General features: G+C 67.3%; 22 protein-coding genes. 12 read left to right on the top strand and 10 right to left on the bottom strand.

What is annotated here, in order from left to right; translation table 11 throughout:
• Window positions 1–57: 57 nt before the first annotated feature.
• The gene (cdd, locus tag KK131_RS04485; protein ID WP_214555495.1) at window positions 58–474 is read right to left on the bottom strand and encodes a cytidine deaminase; all 417 of its coding nucleotides are present in this window, start codon (window positions 472–474) and stop codon (window positions 58–60) included.
• Window positions 475–607: 133 nt separating this feature from the next.
• Between cdd and KK131_RS04480 the strand changes: the two genes are divergently transcribed.
• Window positions 608–1,708, top strand: a complete 1,101-nt coding sequence (locus KK131_RS04480; protein ID WP_214555494.1) for an NAD(P) transhydrogenase subunit alpha — start codon at window positions 608–610, stop codon at window positions 1,706–1,708.
• 28 nt (window positions 1,709–1,736) lie between these two features.
• Here KK131_RS04480 and KK131_RS04475 read toward each other — a convergent pair whose 3' ends face one another.
• Genes KK131_RS04475 through KK131_RS04465 form a run of 3 tightly spaced genes read right to left on the bottom strand, consistent with a single transcriptional unit; the run spans window position 1,737 to window position 3,253 of the window.
• On the bottom strand, window positions 1,737–2,288 hold the full coding sequence (locus KK131_RS04475) for a DUF3106 domain-containing protein (protein WP_214555493.1): 552 nt from the start codon (window positions 2,286–2,288) through the stop codon (window positions 1,737–1,739).
• A gap of 3 nt (window positions 2,289–2,291) precedes the next feature.
• Complete coding sequence (locus KK131_RS04470; RefSeq protein WP_214555492.1) at window positions 2,292–2,672, bottom strand: DUF3619 family protein; 381 nt, start codon at window positions 2,670–2,672, stop codon at window positions 2,292–2,294.
• On the bottom strand, window positions 2,669–3,253 hold the full coding sequence (locus tag KK131_RS04465) for an RNA polymerase sigma factor (RefSeq protein WP_214555491.1): 585 nt from the start codon (window positions 3,251–3,253) through the stop codon (window positions 2,669–2,671). The genes KK131_RS04470 and KK131_RS04465 overlap by 4 nt, the downstream gene beginning before the upstream one ends.
• A 150-nt stretch (window positions 3,254–3,403) precedes the next feature.
• On the opposite strand from KK131_RS04465, the gene KK131_RS04460 reads away from it, so the two are divergent.
• Entirely contained in the window at window positions 3,404–3,709 is a 306-nt protein-coding gene (locus KK131_RS04460; protein WP_214555490.1) for an NAD(P) transhydrogenase subunit alpha, read from the top strand.
• Window positions 3,709–5,166, top strand: a complete 1,458-nt coding sequence (locus tag KK131_RS04455) for an NAD(P)(+) transhydrogenase (Re/Si-specific) subunit beta (RefSeq protein WP_214555489.1) — start codon at window positions 3,709–3,711, stop codon at window positions 5,164–5,166. Before KK131_RS04460 ends, KK131_RS04455 begins: the two co-directional genes overlap by 1 nt.
• Window positions 5,167–5,182: 16 nt before the next feature.
• Here KK131_RS04455 and KK131_RS04450 read toward each other — a convergent pair whose 3' ends face one another.
• Complete coding sequence (locus tag KK131_RS04450; RefSeq protein ID WP_214555488.1) at window positions 5,183–5,611, bottom strand: hypothetical protein; 429 nt, start codon at window positions 5,609–5,611, stop codon at window positions 5,183–5,185.
• A 204-nt stretch (window positions 5,612–5,815) separates the two neighbouring features.
• On the opposite strand from KK131_RS04450, the gene sufT reads away from it, so the two are divergent.
• Both sufT and KK131_RS04440 read left to right on the top strand, forming a co-directional pair.
• Complete coding sequence (sufT, locus tag KK131_RS04445) at window positions 5,816–6,373, top strand: putative Fe-S cluster assembly protein SufT (RefSeq protein WP_214555487.1); 558 nt, start codon at window positions 5,816–5,818, stop codon at window positions 6,371–6,373.
• A 481-nt stretch (window positions 6,374–6,854) separates the two neighbouring features.
• The gene (locus KK131_RS04440; protein WP_214555486.1) at window positions 6,855–8,993 is read left to right on the top strand and encodes a pre-peptidase C-terminal domain-containing protein; all 2,139 of its coding nucleotides are present in this window, start codon (window positions 6,855–6,857) and stop codon (window positions 8,991–8,993) included.
• A 103-nt stretch (window positions 8,994–9,096) separates the two neighbouring features.
• Here KK131_RS04440 and KK131_RS04435 read toward each other — a convergent pair whose 3' ends face one another.
• The gene (locus tag KK131_RS04435) at window positions 9,097–9,588 is read right to left on the bottom strand and encodes an asparaginase domain-containing protein (RefSeq protein ID WP_214555485.1); all 492 of its coding nucleotides are present in this window, start codon (window positions 9,586–9,588) and stop codon (window positions 9,097–9,099) included.
• A gap of 66 nt (window positions 9,589–9,654) precedes the next feature.
• A complete protein-coding gene (locus KK131_RS04430) occupies window positions 9,655–11,298 on the bottom strand; it encodes an acyl-CoA dehydrogenase family protein (RefSeq protein WP_214555484.1) in 1,644 nt (547 codons plus the stop codon).
• 266 nt (window positions 11,299–11,564) lie between these two features.
• On the opposite strand from KK131_RS04430, the gene KK131_RS04425 reads away from it, so the two are divergent.
• The 4 genes from KK131_RS04425 (at window position 11,565) to KK131_RS04410 (ending at window position 14,025) form a co-directional block, all read left to right on the top strand.
• Window positions 11,565–12,332, top strand: coding sequence for a thioesterase family protein (locus tag KK131_RS04425; RefSeq protein WP_250889385.1), 768 nt, complete (start codon window positions 11,565–11,567; stop codon window positions 12,330–12,332).
• 206 nt (window positions 12,333–12,538) lie between these two features.
• Complete coding sequence (locus tag KK131_RS04420) at window positions 12,539–13,273, top strand: hypothetical protein (protein WP_214555482.1); 735 nt, start codon at window positions 12,539–12,541, stop codon at window positions 13,271–13,273.
• A 76-nt stretch (window positions 13,274–13,349) separates the two neighbouring features.
• Window positions 13,350–13,643 (top strand): hypothetical protein, encoded by a 294-nt coding sequence (locus KK131_RS04415; RefSeq protein WP_214555481.1) that lies wholly within the window; start codon window positions 13,350–13,352, stop codon window positions 13,641–13,643.
• On the top strand, window positions 13,636–14,025 hold the full coding sequence (locus KK131_RS04410; protein ID WP_214555480.1) for a hypothetical protein: 390 nt from the start codon (window positions 13,636–13,638) through the stop codon (window positions 14,023–14,025). Before KK131_RS04415 ends, KK131_RS04410 begins: the two co-directional genes overlap by 8 nt.
• A 118-nt stretch (window positions 14,026–14,143) precedes the next feature.
• On the opposite strand, the gene KK131_RS04405 is transcribed toward KK131_RS04410, so the two are convergent.
• Both KK131_RS04405 and wrbA read right to left on the bottom strand, forming a co-directional pair.
• Window positions 14,144–14,521: a DUF2069 domain-containing protein gene (locus KK131_RS04405; protein WP_214555479.1), complete on the bottom strand. Its 378-nt coding sequence runs from the start codon at window positions 14,519–14,521 to the stop codon at window positions 14,144–14,146.
• On the bottom strand, window positions 14,518–15,120 hold the full coding sequence (wrbA, locus tag KK131_RS04400) for an NAD(P)H:quinone oxidoreductase (RefSeq protein WP_214555478.1): 603 nt from the start codon (window positions 15,118–15,120) through the stop codon (window positions 14,518–14,520). The genes KK131_RS04405 and wrbA overlap by 4 nt, the downstream gene beginning before the upstream one ends.
• 106 nt (window positions 15,121–15,226) lie before the next feature.
• Between wrbA and KK131_RS04395 the strand changes: the two genes are divergently transcribed.
• From KK131_RS04395 to KK131_RS04385, 3 genes are read left to right on the top strand one after another with little or no spacing between them, the layout of a single operon-like run.
• A complete protein-coding gene (locus tag KK131_RS04395; RefSeq protein WP_214555477.1) occupies window positions 15,227–16,504 on the top strand; it encodes a YihY family inner membrane protein in 1,278 nt (425 codons plus the stop codon).
• The gene (locus tag KK131_RS04390; RefSeq protein ID WP_214555476.1) at window positions 16,501–16,986 is read left to right on the top strand and encodes a TlpA disulfide reductase family protein; all 486 of its coding nucleotides are present in this window, start codon (window positions 16,501–16,503) and stop codon (window positions 16,984–16,986) included. The genes KK131_RS04395 and KK131_RS04390 overlap by 4 nt, the downstream gene beginning before the upstream one ends.
• Window positions 16,986–17,252, top strand: coding sequence for an acylphosphatase (locus KK131_RS04385; protein ID WP_214555475.1), 267 nt, complete (start codon window positions 16,986–16,988; stop codon window positions 17,250–17,252). The genes KK131_RS04390 and KK131_RS04385 overlap by 1 nt, the downstream gene beginning before the upstream one ends.
• On the opposite strand, the gene ppk2 is transcribed toward KK131_RS04385, so the two are convergent.
• Window positions 17,249–18,013 (bottom strand): polyphosphate kinase 2, encoded by a 765-nt coding sequence (gene ppk2 / locus KK131_RS04380; protein WP_214555474.1) that lies wholly within the window; start codon window positions 18,011–18,013, stop codon window positions 17,249–17,251. The genes KK131_RS04385 and ppk2 overlap by 4 nt on opposite strands.
• Window positions 18,014–18,097: the final 84 nt, after the last annotated feature.

Raw genomic sequence — 18,097 nt, 5'->3', positions numbered from 1 at the left:
GGTTCTTTCGATGGGGGAATGCCCATGCTAGCGGGCGGGCCAGTGACGCGCGAACCGTCACGCCGACAGCGGCAGCTTGAACGAGCCGGGCAGCAGGGCGGCCACGCTGGTCTGCCGGATGTCGCCGTGCAGGTTCGCCAGCAGCACCGGCATGGCGTCGTCGCACAATTCGGACATCACCTGGCGGCAGGCGCCGCAGGGGCTGACCGGGTTGTCGGTATCGGCGACCACCGCCAGTGCGGCGAAGTCGCCGGGCCGGCAGCCGGCGGCGACCGCGCTGAACAGGGCGGTGCGTTCGGCGCAGTTGCACAGTCCGTAGGAGGCGTTTTCCACGTTGCAGCCGCTGAAGCGGCGGCCGTCGCGGGTCAGCAGCGCGGCACCGACCTGGAAGTTGGAGTACGGCGCGTAAGCCTGTTCGCGCGCACTGCGCGCCAGGGTCAGCAGGTCGTCGAAAGCATCGGAAATGACGGGCATCGGGAACTCCGGCGATGACCCCGGCGCGGCGCGGACTGCCTATGCCGGCGGACCAGCTTACTCTTTTGCGCCGGCCCGGATCAAAGCTCCCGAGTCCCGCTAAGATGGCCAGACCATTCGAAGGGGATTGACCATGCCGATCACCGTTGCCGCCTTGCGCGAGACTGCCGCCGGGGAGCGGCGCGTGGCGATCACGCCCGAGATGGCGAAGAAGCTGCGCGGCAAGGGCCTGCGCGTGCTGCTGGAACGTGATGCGGGCCGCGCCGCCGGTTTTCCCGACGGCAGCTATGCCGAGGCCGAGTTTGCCGATGCCGCCGGGGTACTGGCGCAAGCGGACGTATTGGCCTGCGTGCTGCCGCCGGCCGACGCGGTGTTCGCCGGCCTGCGCGAAGGCAGCGTGGTGGTCGGCCAGTTGCGCCCGTACGGCGCGGCCGAACGCATCGCCGCACTCACCGCACGCAAGCTCACCGCCTTCTCGCTGGAGCTGCTGCCGCGCACCACCCGTGCGCAGGCGATGGACGTGCTGAGCTCGCAGGCGGCGGTGGCCGGTTACCGCGCCATGCTGATCGCCGCCGAAGCCTCGCCGAAGTTCTTCCCGATGCTGACCACCGCCGCCGGCACGATCCGGCCGTCGAAGGTGCTGGTGATCGGCGCCGGCGTGGCCGGCCTGCAGGCGATCGCCACCGCGCGCCGGCTTGGCGCGCAGACCGAGGGCTACGACGTGCGCCCGGAGACGCGCGAGCAGGTCGAATCGCTGGGCGCGAAGTTCCTCGACCTCGGCGTCAGTGCCGCCGGCAGCGGCGGCTACGCGCGCGAGCTGTCGGCGGAGGAGCGTGCCGCGCAGCAGCAGGCGCTGGCCGATCACCTGAAGTCGTTCGACGTGGTGGTCAGCACCGCCGCGGTACCGGGGCGGCCGGCGCCGAAGATCCTCAGCGCGGCGATGGTCGCAGGCATGAAGCCGGGCGCGCTGGTCGTCGACCTGGCCGCCGAAAGCGGCGGCAACTGCGAGCTGACCCGGCCGGGCGAGCGGGTCGAGCACGGCGGCGTGGTGATCCTGGGCCCGCTGAACCTGCCGGCCGGCGCGCCGCTGCATGCGTCGGAGATGTACGCGCGCAACGTGTTCAACTTCGTCGAGCTGCTGGTGCGCGATGGCGAATTGAAGCCGGATTTCGACGACGAACTGGTGGCGAAGAGCTGCCTCAGCCACGCCGGCGAGACACGCTTCACCGGCTGAATTGATTGAGCAGTGCCCGCCCCGCAAATCAGGGGTGGTCCGGGCCGCCAGGCGGAGGCGGCGGTGGCGGACGGTCGTGGCCGCGCCGCTCGTCCCAGTGCAGGCGTTCGGCGGGCGGCAGCGCGTGCCATTCGCGGATCAGCCGCTCGCGCTGTGCCGGCGGCAGTTGCTGGAAACGCTCGAAGGTGGCGTGCAGCTGTTCGCGCTGCTGCGGCGAAAGCTCGTTGAATTTCCGCCGGTTCTCGCGCGCCTGCCGACGCTCGTCCGGCGTCATCTGCTGCCATCGGGCAATGTGCTGGCGGACTTCCTCGCGCCTTTCCGGCGACAGCGTGACCCAGTGCTCGGCCCGCTGCAGCATGCGCGCCTGCTTGCGCGGCGACATGCCGTCCCACGTTTTCTGCAGCGGCGCCAGTACGTCGCGCTGGGCCGGGTCGAGGCTGCTCCACGGGCGCGGCGGCGGTGGCGGCATGTCGCCATGCGGTGGCGGCGGTGCGGCCTGCGCGTGCAGCGGCGCCACGGCGACGCTGCCGAGCAGGGCGGCAAGCAGCAGGAGCAGGATCGGGCGAAGGATTCGGGTCATGGCTCAGCGGGCTGCCGTGTGGCTGTCGGTGGAAGCCAGCCAGCCGTAGAAGTCGAGGTTCTGGTAGAGGTTCGGATCGGTCTTGTCGGCATCCGGCGGCAACTCGTTGTCCAGGTCGTCGGCGCCGCTGGCGGCGTGCATCGCGCTGGCCGCGTGGTGCTGCGGCAGCGGCTGCCACACCATCATCGCGGCCAGCGCGATCGCGGCGAAGGCGCCGGTGGGGATCAGCCAGCGGACGGCGCGGTGCGCGGGCGCCTTGGCTGTCTCCAGCGCCTGCCGCCGGGCCGCGCGCAGGCGTCCGGCGGTGGCCGGGTCGATGCGCTGGGCAGCCTCGCGCCAGAGTTCGCGGGCGCGCTGTTCGAAATGTTCGTCGGGCGAAGTCATCGCCAGTCCTCCAGTTGGTCGCGCAGATGGTGCATCGCGCGCGACAGATGGGTTTTCACGCTGCCTTCGGAGCAGCCCATGGCGCGGGCGGTTTCCGCCACGTCCAGTCCTTCCAGCATGCGCAGCATGAAGGCCTCGCGCTGGCGCTGCGGCAGCTGCCTGACCGCGGCGGCCATGTCCGCGTACGACTGCACGTCGTGCAGGCGGCCCAGCGGATCCTGGCCGGGGTCGGCCGGCTCCCACGAGGGCATCTCGTCGCCGTCGTCGTCGCGGCCGCCGCCGAGCCAGCCCACCACGATCGAGCGCACCTTGCGGCGGCGCTGCAGGTCGACGACGCGCCGGCGCAGGATGCCCCAGAACAGCGGCGCCCATTCCGCGGCGGGCTTGTCGCGGTAATGCCTGACCAGCCGCAGCATGGCGTCCTGCACCGCGTCCATGGCGTCCTCGCGGTGGCGCAGCTGCAGCTCGGCCATGCGGAACGCGCGCCGCTCGACCTGCGCCAGGAACGCATCCAGCGTGGCGGGCGTTTCGCGGGCGTCGCCGAGCAGGTCCGTGTCGAGCGTGCCGACCACGCTGTTCATGGACTCGTCGGCCGCGGCGTCGGGTGCAGCATCCTCGGGCTCCGTCGGTGGGTTCCCGATATTCAACGCGGCAGGCTCGCACGGGTTGACCCGCACCCGTATGATGCGAACTCGACGTCCTGGCGGGCGGCTCTCACGGGGGATGGGGTCATGATCGACGGTTTCCTGGCGCTGTATATCTTCATGCTGGCCGCGTTTACCGGCTATGAAATCATCGCGCGGGTGCCGGTGATCCTGCACACGCCGCTGATGTCCGGCTCCAACTTCGTGCACGGCATTGTGCTGGTCGGGGCGATGATCGCGCTAGGCCATGCGCAGACGCCATTCGAGATGACGATCGGCTTCGTCGGCGTGCTGCTGGGCGCGGGCAACGCCGCCGGCGGCTACGTGGTGACCGAGCGGATGCTGGAGATGTTCAAGTCCAGCAAGCCGGACGCCGGCAAGGGAGCCAGGTGATGGCCTGGTTGCCGACGTTGATCAAGGCCTGTTATTTCCTTGCCGCGCTGCTGTTCATCCTGGGCCTCAAGCGCATGAGTTCGCCGCGCACCGCGCGCGGCGGCATCGTCTGGGCCGGCTTCGGCATGCTGCTGGCGGTGCTGGCCACGTTCTTCCTGCCGGACATGCACAACCGCGGGCTGATCGTCGCCGCGGTGCTGGTCGGCGTGGCCGCCGCCTGGTGGAGCGGCCGCCGCGTGGCGATGACCGCGATGCCGCAGATGGTGGCGCTGTACAACGGCATGGGCGGCGGTGCGGCAGCGGCGATCGGCGCGGTCGAGCTGATCGGCTACGCACGCGGACTGGGCCTGCTGCAAGCGGTGCCGGATACCTCGCCGCTGCGGCCGGAAGCCTGGGCGGTGAACGGCCTGCCGCCCACGCTGTCGCCGACCGAGCTGGCGCTGGGCGTGCTCGGTGCGCTGATCGGCGCGGTGAGCTTCTCCGGCTCGCTGATCGCGTTCGCGAAGCTGCAGGGCTGGCTGGACAAGCGCTTCGTGTTCCCCGGCCAGCGCGTGGCCAACCTGTTGCTGCTGGCGGCGGCGGTGGTCGTGGGCGTGCTGCTGGCGACAAGCCACGCCAGCGTGCCGTTGATCGCGCTGTTCTTCGCGCTGGCGCTGCTGTTCGGCCTGATGATGACCTTGCCGATCGGCGGCGCCGACATGCCGGTGGTGATCTCGCTGTACAACGCGTTCACCGGCCTGGCGGTGGCGTTCGAGGGGTTCGTGCTGGGCAACGAGGCGATGATCATCGCCGGCACCGTGGTCGGCGCGGCCGGTACGCTGCTGACCCAGTTGATGGCCAAGGCGATGAACCGTTCGATCGGCAACGTGCTGTTCGGCAGCTTCGGTGCGGCCGGCGGCGAGGCGCAGGCGATCGAGGGCGCGCAGAAACCGGTCGACGCCAGCGACGCGGCGGTGATGATGGCGTACGCCGAGCGCGTGGTGATCGTGCCCGGCTACGGCCTGGCGGTGGCGCAGGCGCAGCACAAGGTGTGGGAGTTCGCTCAGCTGCTGATCAAGCGCGGGGTGAAGGTGAAGTTCGCGATCCACCCGGTGGCCGGCCGCATGCCCGGGCACATGAACGTGCTGCTGGCCGAGGCCGGCGTGCCGTACGACCTGATCGCCGACATGGACGACATCAATCCGGAGTTTCCGGCCACCGACGTGGCGCTGGTGATCGGCGCGAACGACGTGGTCAACCCGCTGGCGAAGACCGATCCGGCCTCGCCGATCTATGGCATGCCGATTCTCGACGTCAGCGCGGCGAAGCACGTGATCGTGATCAAGCGCGGCAAGGGCACCGGCTTTGCCGGCATCGAGAACGCGCTGTTCTACGCCGACAACACGCGCATGCTGTACGGCGATGGCCAGGCGGCGGTGGGCGAGCTGGTGGCGTCGCTGAAGGAGATCGACGCCTGATCGGCGATGGGCCGCTTCAACGCCGGCGCGGCTGGCGCCAGGCCAGCCACGCGGCCAGCAGCATGCCCAGCGCGGCATAGCCGAAATCCGCCGGCGACAGCGCCATCCGTGCCAGTTGCCACAGCATGCCGAGGCCGGCGGTGCGCATTGCCTCGATCAGGCCCATGCCCATGTTGCCGGCGATCAATACGCCGGCGATCAGCACGTTGACGTAGAACGCAGCCAGCAAGGTGGCGCCCGCGGCCAGCAGCGCCGCGCTGGTGCCGGCCGGGCGCACGCCGGCGCGGATGGTCCAGGCCAGCAGCGCGCCGATCGGCAACGCCAGCCACGGCAGCGGGTGCCGCAGGTACAGCGCCATCACCATCCAGACGGCGCCGGCGGCCAGTCCCAGCATGGCGGCGCTGAACAGCACGAACACCGACAGCGATACGGTGCGCACGCTCATCGGCGACGACATGTCAGGAGGGCAGGGCGCATGCGTTTTTCCGTCGGATAAAGCGGCCATCATAACGTGTTGCCGGCGCGTGTTCCCTTGAGTTTCCGTGGTTCCGGCCTGATCTGGGACAAGCGGCCGCGCGCGGCGGACGGCATAATAGACAACCAGGGTTCGACGCATGGCCGTGCCCGCAGATACAGGATTGGCGTTGGCATGAGCGGTTTCAGTCTGAGCAGCGAACCCTTCACTTTGATGCGCGATTGCAGCGCCGTGATGGTGCCGCAAGGCGACGTGGTGACCCTGCCGGCCGGCCAGATCGGCTACATCACCCAGGCGCTGGGCGGCAGCTTCACCGTCTACGTGGAAGGCAACCTGTTCCGCATCGCCGGCGACGACGCCGACGCACTGGGCAAGGAACGGCCGGCGCCGATCGAGGTGCCGGCGAACGCCACCAACGAGGACGTGGAAAAACTGGCGTGGGACCAGTTGCGCACCGTGTTCGATCCGGAGATCCCGGTGAACGTGGTTGAGCTGGGGCTGGTCTACGACCTCAGCCTGGAGCAGACCGAATCCGGCGAGCGCAAGGTCTACGTGAAGCTCACCCTGACCGCGCCCGGTTGCGGCATGGGCGACATCCTGGTCGACGACGCACGCACCAAGCTGGAGATGATTCCCACGGTGGTCGAGGCGGATGTGGACCTGGTGTTCGACCCGCCGTGGACCCATTCGATGATGTCCGACGCGGCGAAGCTCGAAACCGGCATGCTCTGACTCCGAGCAGCCGTGCCCGCGAAAGTTGCCGGGGACTTCCCGGTCGCGCGCATTCCATCCATTCCCGCATGACTGCCGACTTCGTGGCACGCGGCGGCGTGTCGCACGCGCCGTCACTTTTTCTTCGCGCGTCGTTCACGCCCGTGACGCCGCAGATCCCGCGCCCTGTGACTGCTGTCACCTTGCGTAGGAAAAAGTCAGATTGTTGCGATGCTTCGCAAGGAATAACGTAACCGGATTCGTCATCGGGGAGGTTGACGGATGATCCTTTGGCGGCGTGATCGCCGTCTTGCAACTACGCGTCCACGCGCTGCCCATGCAACGGAATGCCAGGGGGAGGCAGCCGAGCCGGACGTACTTTGGGATCGCTAGACAGCACACGAAAAAAAAGGGGCCGTGCCTCGCACGGCAATTCTTGCATGGGGTCTACGTGGCCGCATCGGGCCCGTTCGTCCCGAAAAATAGTGTCTAGGAGTTTTCAATGCCCAATCATTACCGTCTGAAATTGCTGGTCGCCGCGATCGGCATGGCCACGGCGTCCGTGGCCACTGCCGCCAACACGAAGACCTTGCATGCACAGAACCTCGGTGCGGTGCCGGCCAGTTCGCTGGCTGCCCAACTGAACCTTGGCCAGAACATGTCGCTGGTGCCGCGCAGTGCGGTGGCCATCTCCGGCGGGCACAAGGTCGTGCGTCAGCAGCAGATGTTCCGCGGCGTGCCGGTTTACGGCCGCAGCATTGCCGTGGTGCAGGACGCCAATGGCAATGCGCTGCGTGCCACTGGCGAGCTGATGCAGGACGCCCAGCTCGGCCTGGCCTCGGTCGCGCCGAAGCTGAATGCAGCCCGCGCCATCGCGGCGCTGCAGTCGCACGCGCACACCACCCTGATCGGTGGCGCCGCCGTCAGCAACCAGAAGACCGACCTGTTCGTGTATCCGCAGGACAACGGCACGGCACGCCTGGTCTACCGCGTGTCCTACTTCGTCGGCGGCGCGAATCCGTCGCGCCCGACCGCGATCGTCGACGCCAACACCGGCGAGGTGATCAAGAGCTGGAACGGCCTGACCGACGCCTCCGCCACCGGCCCCGGCGGCAACACCAAGACCGGCAAGTACCTCTACGGCACCGACTACGCCGCACTCGACGTGACCCAGTCCGGCAGCACCTGCACGCTGCAGAACGCCAACGTCAAGACCAACAACCTGCACCAGGGCACCAGCGGCTCGGTGGTCAGCTTCACCTGCCCGAACAGCGACACCGACGCGATCAACGGCGCCTATTCGCCGGTCAACGACGCGCATCATTTCGGCGGCGTGGTGCATGACATGTACACCGCCTACACCGGCGCGGCACCGCTGAGCATCCAGCTGGTGATGAACGTGCACTACAAGTCGAACTACGAGAACGCGTTCTGGAACGGCAGCGCGATGTACTTCGGCGACGGCGCCAGCACGTTCTACCCGCTGGTGTCGCTGGACGTGACCAGCCACGAGATCAGCCACGGCTACACCGAGCAGAACTCGGCCCTGGAATACAGCGGCCAGTCCGGCGGCATGAACGAGGCGTATTCGGACATCGCCGGCGAAGCGGCCGAGTTCTACGACCGCGGCGCCGCCGACTTCCTGGTCGGTGCGGACATCGTCAAGACCAGCGCCGGCATCGGCGACGCGCTGCGCTACATGTGCAACCCGCCGCAGGACGGCGGCTCGATCGACAACGCCGCGAACTACACCTCCAGCATGGACGTGCATTACACCAGCGGCGTGTACAACAAGGCGTTCTGCCTGCTGGCCAAGACCAGCGGCTGGGACGTGAAGAAGGCGTTCCAGGCTTTCGCGCTCGCCAACAAGTCGTACTGGACGGCCACGTCCACCTTCAACTCCGGCGCCTGCGGCGTGGAATCGGCGGCAACCGACCTGGGCTACAACGCGAACGACGTGATCGCCGCCTTCACTGGCGTGGGCGTGAGCTGCGCGGGCGGCGGCGGTGGCGGTACCACCACCGAGCTGCAGAACAACGTGGGCGTCACCGGCGTGGCCGCGGCCGCGGGCGGCGACAACGACTACTTCATCACCGTGCCGGCCGGCGCCAGCAACCTGGTGATGTCGATCTCCGGCGGCACCGGCGATGCCGACCTGTACACCAAGTTCGGCAGTGCGCCGACCACCAGCAGCTACGACTGCCGCCCGTACAAGGCCGGCAATGCGGAAAGCTGCACCGTGGCCGCGCCGCAGGCCGGCAAGTACTACATCAAGGTGCACGGCTACTCGGCGTACTCCGGCGTCACCGTCAAGGCGTCCTACAGCACCGGCGGCGGTACCGGTGGCCTGCAGAACGGCGTGCCGGTAACCGGCCTGGCCGGTTCCTCGGGCCAGGAGCTCAGCTACACGGTCACCGTGCCGTCGGGCAGCAACCTGGCGATCGCGATCTCCAGCGGCACCGGCGATGCAGACCTGTACGTCAAGAAGGGTTCGGCGCCGACCACCAGCAGCTACGACTGCCGCCCGTACCGGACCGGCAACAACGAGACCTGCTCGTTCAGCGCGGCCTCGGGTACGTACTACATCAAGGTGCGCGGCTACACGGCCTTCTCCGGCGTGTCGCTGAAAGCCACCTGGTAGGCCCCCTGACGGGCCAGGGACGGTCCGCCGTTTCACTCAAGGAGCAGTAATCGGCAACGCGGGCCCGGTCGGATCGACCGGGCCCGTTTTTCATGCGCGAAAGTCAGCCGGCGGCTTCCTCGAAGCGGTTGGCGTCGCGGTTCTTGCGCACCTTGGCCGGGTCCCACACGCGGCCGTTCATGGCGATGTAGACGCCGTCGGGCAGGGTCTGCACCGCGGCCACCGCGCAGCCGATGTTGAACACCGCGTCGGAGCCCTGGAAGCGCGCCGGGTTCAGCGCGCCGGTCAACACGATCACCTTGCCCTTGATGCTGGCCAGTTCGCGCGCGGTCTCGACCATGGTGTCGGTGCCGTGGGTGACCAGCACGTGGCGATGCGGCTGCGCCTCGATCGTCGAGCGCACCAGCGCGCGGTCCTCGGCGCCCATGTGCAGGCTGTCCTTGCGCAGGATCGGGATCACGTCGAACTGGAACGCCACGCCGAGCTGGCCGAGGATCTCGCCGATCTGCGGCGCACCGATCTTGTAGTCCGACTTGTCGTCGAAGTAGATCTTGTCGATGGTGCCGCCGGTGGTGACGATGGTCAGGTGCTGCATGTCGGTGGGCCGTGGGAGAGTCCCGGCATTTTAGCCCGTGCGGGTGCGGATCGGTGGCGGAGCGCGTCAGCCCAGCAGCAGGGCGGTGTTGTCGGCGTCCGGTGCGACCAGCCGGTCGAGGCCCAGCGCGACGAAGCGGTGCCGCGCCGCGGCCGGGCGCCGGTCGCCGTGGCGATCCGACCAGGTGGCCTGGCGTGCCAGCAGCGCCGCCGCGGCGCAGCGCGCCAGGGTGAAGGCGAGGCCGCGCGCGCCGGCTTCCAGCGTGTCGCGCGCGGCCGCATGCTGGTCGAGCCAGCGCGCCGCGGCGTCCAGCGTCTGCCGGATCGCGCTGGCCGCGTGCATGTCGTCGTTGCCGTCCAGCCAGCTCGCGCAGGCCGTGCGCAAGGCGCCGAGGCTGTCGCCGGCCAGCGCGCGCAGGCTGTCCAGCGACAGCACGTTGGTGGTGCCTTCCCAGATCGCGTACACCTGCGCGTCGCGCAGCAGCTGCGGCAGGCCGGTGTCCTCGATGTAGCCGGCGCCGCCGAAGCACTCCAGCGCTTCCGAGCACATCTGCACCGCCAGCTTGCCGGTCCACAGCTTGGCCAGCGGCGTGAGCAGGCGCAGCAACTCGGCCTCGTGCGGCGCCGCCGCGCCGTGTTCGACCCGGCCCAGCAGGTGCGCGACTTCGAACGCCAGCGCGAACGCGCCCTCGAACTCGGCCTGCATGTCGGCCAGCGTCTGCGCGTGCAGCGGCTGCTCGATCAATGGACGGCCAAACGCGCGCCGGCGCCCGGCGAAGTCGCGCGCCAGGGCGATCGCGCGGGCCATGCTGGCGACCGCGCAGACCGCGTTCCACGTGCGCGTGACGTTGAGCATCGGCGCCACCTGGCGCACGCCGTTGGCAAGCTCGCCCAGCGGCCAGGCGGGCAGGCCGTCCAGATGGATTTCCGCGGTGGGCAATTCCTGCGTGCCGAGCTTGTCCTTCAGGCGGTCGATCACCAGTTCGCTCTTGCGCCGCGCGCCGTCCATCGTCTCCACGTAGAACAGCGCCAGCGCCGCGGTGCCCGCGGCAGCCGCGCCTTCGGGCCGCGCCAGCGCCAGCGCCGCCTCGCCGACCACCGCCGAGCTGAACCACTTGCGGCCGTACAGCCGCCACTGGCCGGCGGCGTCCTGCCGCGCGAGGGTTTCGGTATCTCCCACGTCGGAGCCACCGGCGGTCTCGGTCATCCATTGGCCACTGAGCCAGAACGTGGCCGGATCGCGGCTGAGGAAATGCGGCAGCACGCGCTCGATCAGTTCGCGGTTGCCGGAGGCCTTGAGCGCGGTGGCGGCGCCGTCGGTCATCGCCAGCGGGCAGGTGTAGAACTCGCTGGCGAGGTGGTACAGGTAGACACGGGCAAATTCCTCCAGCCGCCCGTGCGCGCTGTCGCCGTGGCCGGCGGCGAGTACCGCATGCCGCGTCGTCAGCGCCGCGCCTTCCTGCCACGCCGGCGTCAGCTCGATGCGATCCACCCGCCGACCCCACGCATCCCACTGCGTGAGCACCGGCTTGCGCCGCGTCGTGGTGCATGCGCGCAGCCATGCCATCAACGCGTAGTCGCCCAGCGCGTCGAGGTCGGCATCCAGCGCCGCGCGGCGCTCGGCCGGCAGCGCCCGGTCGAGCAAGGCCAGCAGCGCACGGTCGCTGCGGTACGGGTGCGGCAGTTGCGGTGAATCCTGCAGGAAGGCCATGGCGCGCTCCGTCCAGAGTCGAGGTGTCGAGTATAGGCACGTTGAATGATCCCATCCCGAACCCGTCATTCCAGCGAAAGCTGGAACCCAGTGCCGTGGCACTTCTTCGAGAGCCTGGAGTCGCTGGGTTCCAGCTTTCGCTGGAATGACGTTGGTGGGAAGGTTTTCTGAAGCTCGCGCAGGTACGCATGCATACGCCCCGCTGCGCTGGCATCATCGGAGTCCTTTTCCTCAGCGCAAGACCCACCATGCACTTTTCCGAAGCGATGCGAAGCGTGACGCGCCACGGCGAGCACTGGCAGGCCACGGTGAGCGAGGACTGGCTGCAGGGGCGCAGCGCCTTCGGCGGCCTGCAGGCGGCACTGGCCCTGCGCGCCATGCGCGAGCTGGTGCCGGCGGACATGCCGCTGCGCACCCTGCAGGTGACTTTCATCGCGCCGGTGCCGGCCGGCAGCGTGGTCATCCGCGCGCGACTGCTGCGCGCAGGGCGCAGCGTCATCCAGGTCGAGGCCAGCCTGTGCGACGGCGAGCAGACGCTGTGCCGGCTGTTCGGCGTATTCGGCAGCGCGCGCCCCTCGGTGCTGGACTTCCAGCCCGAACAACCGCCTGTCGTGGCGGTGACACCGCAGGAACTGCGTTACGTCGAAGGCCGCATGCCCGCTTTCACCCAGCACTTCCGCGCCAACTGGCTGCGCGGCGACCTGCCGTTCAGCGGCGGCCGCCAGCGCGACAGCGTGCTGCAGCTTTCGCTGCGCGACGACGGTCCCGTCGACGAAACCCACGTGCTCGCCTTCGCCGACTTCATCCCGCCGATCGCCCTGTCGATGTTCGCCGCGCCCGCCCCCGGCAGCTCGCTCACCTGGATGCTCGAACTGCTGCGCGACCGCCACGACGACCTGGGCCTGGACGACTGGCGCGTCGACGCCGAACTGATCGCCGCCCGCGACGGCTACACCAACCAGAGCGTGAAGCTGTGGGGGCCGCGCGGGGAGGCGGTGGCGTTGAGCAGGCAGAGTATGGTGGTGTTTGGGTGAGGGGTAGGAGTGTCTCGTTTACGGTGTCCGCGCCGTGATCGTGCACTGGAAAACACTGCGGGATTAGGCGGCGGGATTAGGCTGCACCAAGCGCAGCAACTTATTGATCTGTGTAGACCTGAGCCCTGTCGTGTACGGTGACGAGTGCGGGATAGGTTGCAGGGTTACACTTCATTTTGAAATCTACATGGCGTTATACATCACTGATGATTACGGCAGGCACACTGGCAGCAAAAATTGCTAGCTTCATCGCTGGTAAGGCGGCTACACATATCGGTTCGCTGGCGCTCGATAAGCGGCGCAAGGCCTGCCGCGCGCTTACAAAGCTCTACTTCTGCGTTAGTGCTCTTGACGAGGCAGGCGCCGATATCCTCGTGACGTTTGAGGGCTTCCGCTCGGACAGCAATGCGTTTTCCTTTCCTTTGATGAACGCGCTAAACAATCACATGCATGAAGTCGCTCATGCGACAAACATGTTTGTGGATCTGGGCTATGAGCTTGAGGCAGGGCTACGCATCATAGATCCGGCGCTTGCGGCAACTTGCCACACTCTGTACCGAGGTAAGTTCGATTTTCTATTGTTCCTATCCAACTGCATTTCGTGGGACCGTCAAGGCGAAAAGTCTAAGATCATTGTCAAATTTCCAACAGGAAAGCTGGACGAGGTCGATCTCGAAGTACCTTACCGGGAGTCGCAAATGGCGCTCGGCTCTGGAGAGAAGGTTTATTGGCCTGAGTCGGCTTTGGATGACTTTCGAGCCGGATTCGAAGACGTATCGATTGAGTGGGATGATGAAAATACGGCGAGGAGAGTTCACGAGATGCTTGTCTCTCAGAAGACCGCTCTGGAGGATGCGCGAGAGCGACTTCGCAGACTTCTGTCTGAGAAATTTAGCGTCCATGAAATACTGTTTCAGTCGGACAGCCACCCATACCGGTGACGTATAACAATTCGTTCAAACCGAAGCCGCTTCGCGGCTCGGCTTAACTCAAGCGTTAGGGAGCAGGGGAACACCTATGGCGAAGTTTGACTCAAGCAAAGCAGTAGCCCACCTCCAATCGAAATGGGGTAGTAGGTCGTGTCCGATGTGTGGGAAAGGGCCGTGGAACGTACAGGATTCCACCTTCCAACTGGCCGAGTTTAATGAAGGCAATCTTGTCTTGGGCGGGCCTGTCATTCCTGTCATTCCTGTCATGTGCAACAACTGCGGCTATGTTGCTTTGGTAAATGCAATCTTTGCCGGGGTACAGGAACGTCAAAAAGAAGCTCCTGCCCCGGAAAAGCAGCACGAGGAGAAGTCTCATGACTGACGGCTCATTTCAAATGTCCCAAGGTTATGAAGTCCTTCCGCCCCGGTCATCCAAGGCATACCCAATTCCATGTGATGAATGGAATCTACTAAAGGACAAAATATCAAAAGCAACTAACGAACCTTGGCTTTTTCATACTTTGGGCTCGGCGCTGGTCGGTATGGCGCTTTCGGCTTTGCTTCCGATTGTCACAAATGCCTTTAAGCTTCCGGAGCAACAGCAAAGTCTGAACATTACATGGGTTGTACTCATATGCGCTGGCGCCGTCGGTATTGCGTGCCTGTATTTTGCGCACAAACAGAGAGGCATGAATCGTGAGCGAGCAGCTGATGTTGCGGCTCAAATGCAGGTAATTGAGCAGCGGTACCAGAGTGCTCCCTAATAGGTCACTCCAGCCGACCGTCGCCCCGCTACGCGGACTGCCGGCGGCTGAGTTCCACCGAACGGGGTCACCGAACGGGTCAGGTTCACTTATCAATGGTCAGGCGTGACGCCGGCGGTCAATCGCGCGTTGGCGGCGTAGCCGGCGGTCGCCGCTTCACCCCGGCGCCCAGCGCCGCGATCAGCAGCACGGTCAGCACGATTTCCGCGATCGCCAGCCAGCGCTCGCCCGCCGAACTCCAGGCCTCGGACACGCCGTGGCAGAAGTAGAACAGGCTGAGGATGCCGACCCAGAGCAGGGCGCGGCGCACGTCGCGGATCGCCAGCAACGGCAGCAACAGGGGAATCACGGTGATCGCCAGCACCAGCCAGGCCGGCAGGCTCTGCGGCGGGAACAGCCAGGCATGCCAGGCGAGTTGCAGTACGACGAGCAAGGCCCAGGCGGCCAGGCCGACGCGATAGACGGGCAGGATGGGTGCGCGCGTGGCCGCGGTCATGGCGTATCCGCCAGGCGGCGGGCCACGTCGGCCAGGCGCCGGCCCAGCGCACGTGCCAGTTCGCGTTCGTGGTCGCTGATCGGGTTGTCGCCCTTGGCGCCGGCGACGTGGCTCGCGCCGTAGGGGGTGCCGCCGCTTTGCGTGGCGGTCAGCGCCGGCTCGGTATACGGCACGCCGAGCAGCAGCATGCCGTGATGCAGCAGCGGCAGCGCCATGCTCAGCAACGTGGTTTCCTGGCCGCCGTGCATGGTGCTGGTGGAGGTGAACAGCGCCGCCGGCTTGCCGACCAGCGTGCCGCTGGCCCACTCGGCGCCGGTGGTGTCGAGAAAATATTTCAGCGGCGCCGCCATGTTGCCGAAGCGGGTGGGGCTGCCCATGGCCAGCCCGACGCAGTCGAGCAGGTCCTGCTTCTGCACGTACGGCGCGCCGTCCTCGGGTTCCGGCGGTTGTGCGGTTTCGGTCACCGGCGCCACCGGCGGCACCTGGCGCAGGCGCGCGCGCATGCCGGGCACTTCCTCGACGCCGCGGGCGACCAGCCGCGCCAGCTGGGCGGTGTGGCCGCTGCGGCTGTAGTACAGGACCAGGATCTCGTGATTCATGTGGCGTCGACTCGTGCGTTTGAGGCATTCACAGCCAATACGCTAGTGTACCGGCCGGTACCCACGATGTTGGTGGTCAGCCCAGGCCGCCAGCGAAAGGACAGCGATGATCCGGCGCTTCAACCGCGAACGCACGAAGAGCTTCAGCCGCTTCATCTGGCAGCGCTTCGTCGACGACAAGTGCTTCGAGACGGCGGGTGCGTTGTCGTACACCACCCTGGTCTCGCTGGTGCCGCTGACGGTGGCGGTGTTCGCGATGTTCTCGGCGTTCCCGGTGTTCCAGCCGGCGCGCGACACGCTGATCAACTTCGTGTTCGAGAATTTCGTGCCGTCGACCGGCGAGGCGGTGCAGGCGACCATGCTGGGGTTTGCGGCGAATGCCAGCAAGCTCACCGGCATCAGCATCCTGGTGATGCTGTTCAGCGCGTTGTCGATGATGATCAGCATCGAGGACCGGCTGAACCGGATCTGGCGCGTGCACCAGGCGCGCAGCTGGGGTTCGCGCCTGCTGCTGTACTGGGCGGCGCTGACGCTGGGGCCGATCCTGGTGGTCGGCGGCATCGCGGTGACCTCGTACGTGACCGCGGCGCCGCTGCTGCACAGCGCCGCCGACCAGCTCGGCGGGGTCACCCAGAGCCTGCTGGGCACGCTGCCGTTCCTGGTGACGTTCTTCACGCTGTGGCTGATGTATTCGGTGATCCCGAACTGCAAGGTGTCGCGCCGCGACGCGGCGATCGGCGCGCTGCTCGGCGCGGTGCTGTTCGAGATCGCGCGCTGGGGTTTCGGCCAGTTCGTGCAGCAGGCGCAGACCTACCAGCAGATCTACGGCGTGCTGGCGGCGATCCCGATCTTCCTGCTGTGGATCTACCTGTCGTGGGTGATCGTGATCCTGGCTGCGTCGATCGCGGCCTCCGCATCCGCGTTCGAATACCACGCACCGATGCAGACGCTGCCCGAAGGCGCCGAGTTCCTCGGGCTGCTGGTGGTGCTGCGCCATTTCGTCGAGGCCCAGCGCAGCGGCGACTGCGTGGACCCGGCCGACCTGCGCGTGCGCGAGCCGTACCTGCGCAGCGCGCTGATCGCCGACTACTTCGACGACCTGCAGCAGGCCGAGCTGATCCGGCGCGGCGAAACCGGCGGCTGGCTGCTGTGCCGCAGCCTGGACAGCACCGACCTGCTGCGCGTGTACCGGCACACCGACTACCGTCTGCCGCTGCGGCCGCAGGAAGAGGCGGCCGCACTGGGCATCGCGCTGCCGCCGGAACTGCTGGCGCTGCTGGCCGAACTGGCCGCGGCGCTGCAGGCCAAGCTGGGCACCCGGCTCGACCAGATCTATCCCCCTGCCGCCGGCCCGGCGGCTGACACCGAGGAACTCCCCGCATGACCGTGCTCTCCTTCCTGTCCCGCCCGGCGGCCGTCCTGGCCGCAGCGTTCGCGTTCGCCATGCCCGTGCAGGCGGCGATGCCGGCGCAGCCGACCCTGCACGTCACCACGCTGGACGGCAAGACGTTCGACCTGGCCGCGCAGCGCGGCAAATGGGTGATCGTCAACTACTGGGCGACCTGGTGCGTGCCGTGCATCAAGGAGATGCCGGACATCTCGCGCTTCGTCGCCGCGCACAAGAACGTGGTGGCGATCGGGCTGGCCTACGAGGACAGCGAACCGGCCGACATCAAGGCGTTCCTGGCCAAGCATCCGGTGGCGTACCCGATCGCCCAGGTCACCCTGGACCAGCCGCCGAAGGATTTCGACGAGCCGCGCGGCCTGCCCACCACCTACCTGATCGGCCCCGACGGCAAGGTGGCCAAACACATCGTGGGGCCGGTGACCGAGGCGTCGCTGGAAGGCCTGATCGGAGGCAAGTGATGCCGACGGCGCGGTTCATCGTCAGCGGTCGGGTGCAGGGCGTGTGCTATCGCGCCAGCGCCCGCGAGCAGGCGTTGGCTCTTGGCCTTGCCGGCCATGCGAAGAACCGGCGCGACGGCAGCGTCGAGGTGCTGGCCGGCGGCACGGCGCAGGCGCTCGATGCGCTGGAACGCTGGCTGCGGCGGGGACCGCCCGCCGCACGGGTCGAGTCGGTCGGCCGCGAGGACTTGCCGGAGCAGGATCTGCACGGCTTCCACACCGGCTAGAACGTATCGGGCACCCACGACGCCTGGTCGGTGACGTGCTCGTTCTTCGGCTTGCCCTTGAGCTTCGGCAGTTTCACCGCAGGCATGGCTTCCTCGTGCAGCGGCGGCTGCTGCAGCAGGTGGCGGATCAGGTTGATCCGGCCGCGCTTCTGGTCGTTGAAATCGACCACGAACCACGGTGCATGGTCGGCATGCGTGCGCTCGATCATCGCGTCGCGCAGCCGGCCCATCTCGGCGTACTTCTGGCGCGCGACCAGGTCCACCGGCGAGAGCTTCCAGCATTTCAGCGGATCGTCGGCGCGCTCGGCGAAGCGCTGTTCCTGCTCGGCTTGGTCCACCGCGAGCCAGTACTTGATGAGGATGATGCCGTCGTCGGCGAGCAGCTTTTCGAACGCCGGTACGGCGTCGAGGAAGGCTTCGTACTGGTCGCTGCTGCAGAAGCCCATCGCCGGTTCCACCACCGCGCGGTTGTACCAGCTGCGGTCGAACAGCACGAACTCGCCGGCGCCGGGCAGGTGGGCGACGTAGCGCTGGAAGTACCACTGGCCGGCTTCGGCCTCGCTGGGTTTGGGCAGGGCCACGATGCGGTAGCCTCGGGTGTCCAGGCTCTCGGTGATGGCCTTGATGGTGCCGCCCTTGCCGGCGGCATCACGGCCTTCGAAGATCACCAGCAGCCGCTTGCCGCTGCTGCGCAGGCCGTGCTGCAGCCGCACCAGGTCGAGCTGCAGTTTCTTCATCGCGTTGCGGTAGCGCTTGCCCATGGGGTTCTCCAGCTTGCAAACCTATCCACCTCAAACCTCTCCACTTCGTCATTCCGGCGAAGGCCGGAATCGCTCTTGCGATGT

The sequence above is a fragment of the Rhodanobacter sp. LX-99 genome (genome assembly GCF_018599185.1).
Taxonomy (GTDB): domain Bacteria; phylum Pseudomonadota; class Gammaproteobacteria; order Xanthomonadales; family Rhodanobacteraceae; genus Rhodanobacter.
Note: the sequence above shows the minus strand (reverse complement) of the source record. Positions and strands in the feature narration are given on the sequence as shown.

Bases quoted from the DNA above. Each gene is read 5' to 3' on its own strand.
- cdd (WP_214555495.1), bottom strand. From the start codon at position 474: ATGCCCGTCATTTCCGATGCTTTCGACGACCTGCTGACCCTGGCGCGC.
- KK131_RS04480 (WP_214555494.1), top strand. From the start codon at position 608: ATGCCGATCACCGTTGCCGCCTTGCGCGAGACTGCCGCCGGGGAGCGG.
- KK131_RS04475 (WP_214555493.1), bottom strand. From the start codon at position 2,288: ATGACCCGAATCCTTCGCCCGATCCTGCTCCTGCTGCTTGCCGCCCTG.
- KK131_RS04470 (WP_214555492.1), bottom strand. From the start codon at position 2,672: ATGACTTCGCCCGACGAACATTTCGAACAGCGCGCCCGCGAACTCTGG.
- KK131_RS04465 (WP_214555491.1), bottom strand. From the start codon at position 3,253: ATGAACAGCGTGGTCGGCACGCTCGACACGGACCTGCTCGGCGACGCC.
- KK131_RS04460 (WP_214555490.1), top strand. From the start codon at position 3,404: ATGATCGACGGTTTCCTGGCGCTGTATATCTTCATGCTGGCCGCGTTT.
- KK131_RS04455 (WP_214555489.1), top strand. From the start codon at position 3,709: ATGGCCTGGTTGCCGACGTTGATCAAGGCCTGTTATTTCCTTGCCGCG.
- KK131_RS04450 (WP_214555488.1), bottom strand. From the start codon at position 5,611: ATGAGCGTGCGCACCGTATCGCTGTCGGTGTTCGTGCTGTTCAGCGCC.
- sufT (WP_214555487.1), top strand. From the start codon at position 5,816: ATGAGCGGTTTCAGTCTGAGCAGCGAACCCTTCACTTTGATGCGCGAT.
- KK131_RS04440 (WP_214555486.1), top strand. From the start codon at position 6,855: ATGCCCAATCATTACCGTCTGAAATTGCTGGTCGCCGCGATCGGCATG.
- KK131_RS04435 (WP_214555485.1), bottom strand. From the start codon at position 9,588: ATGCAGCACCTGACCATCGTCACCACCGGCGGCACCATCGACAAGATC.
- KK131_RS04430 (WP_214555484.1), bottom strand. From the start codon at position 11,298: ATGGCCTTCCTGCAGGATTCACCGCAACTGCCGCACCCGTACCGCAGC.
- KK131_RS04425 (WP_250889385.1), top strand. From the start codon at position 11,565: ATGCGAAGCGTGACGCGCCACGGCGAGCACTGGCAGGCCACGGTGAGC.
- KK131_RS04420 (WP_214555482.1), top strand. From the start codon at position 12,539: ATGATTACGGCAGGCACACTGGCAGCAAAAATTGCTAGCTTCATCGCT.
- KK131_RS04415 (WP_214555481.1), top strand. From the start codon at position 13,350: ATGGCGAAGTTTGACTCAAGCAAAGCAGTAGCCCACCTCCAATCGAAA.
- KK131_RS04410 (WP_214555480.1), top strand. From the start codon at position 13,636: ATGACTGACGGCTCATTTCAAATGTCCCAAGGTTATGAAGTCCTTCCG.
- KK131_RS04405 (WP_214555479.1), bottom strand. From the start codon at position 14,521: ATGACCGCGGCCACGCGCGCACCCATCCTGCCCGTCTATCGCGTCGGC.
- wrbA (WP_214555478.1), bottom strand. From the start codon at position 15,120: ATGAATCACGAGATCCTGGTCCTGTACTACAGCCGCAGCGGCCACACC.
- KK131_RS04395 (WP_214555477.1), top strand. From the start codon at position 15,227: ATGATCCGGCGCTTCAACCGCGAACGCACGAAGAGCTTCAGCCGCTTC.
- KK131_RS04390 (WP_214555476.1), top strand. From the start codon at position 16,501: ATGACCGTGCTCTCCTTCCTGTCCCGCCCGGCGGCCGTCCTGGCCGCA.
- KK131_RS04385 (WP_214555475.1), top strand. From the start codon at position 16,986: ATGCCGACGGCGCGGTTCATCGTCAGCGGTCGGGTGCAGGGCGTGTGC.
- ppk2 (WP_214555474.1), bottom strand. From the start codon at position 18,013: ATGGGCAAGCGCTACCGCAACGCGATGAAGAAACTGCAGCTCGACCTG.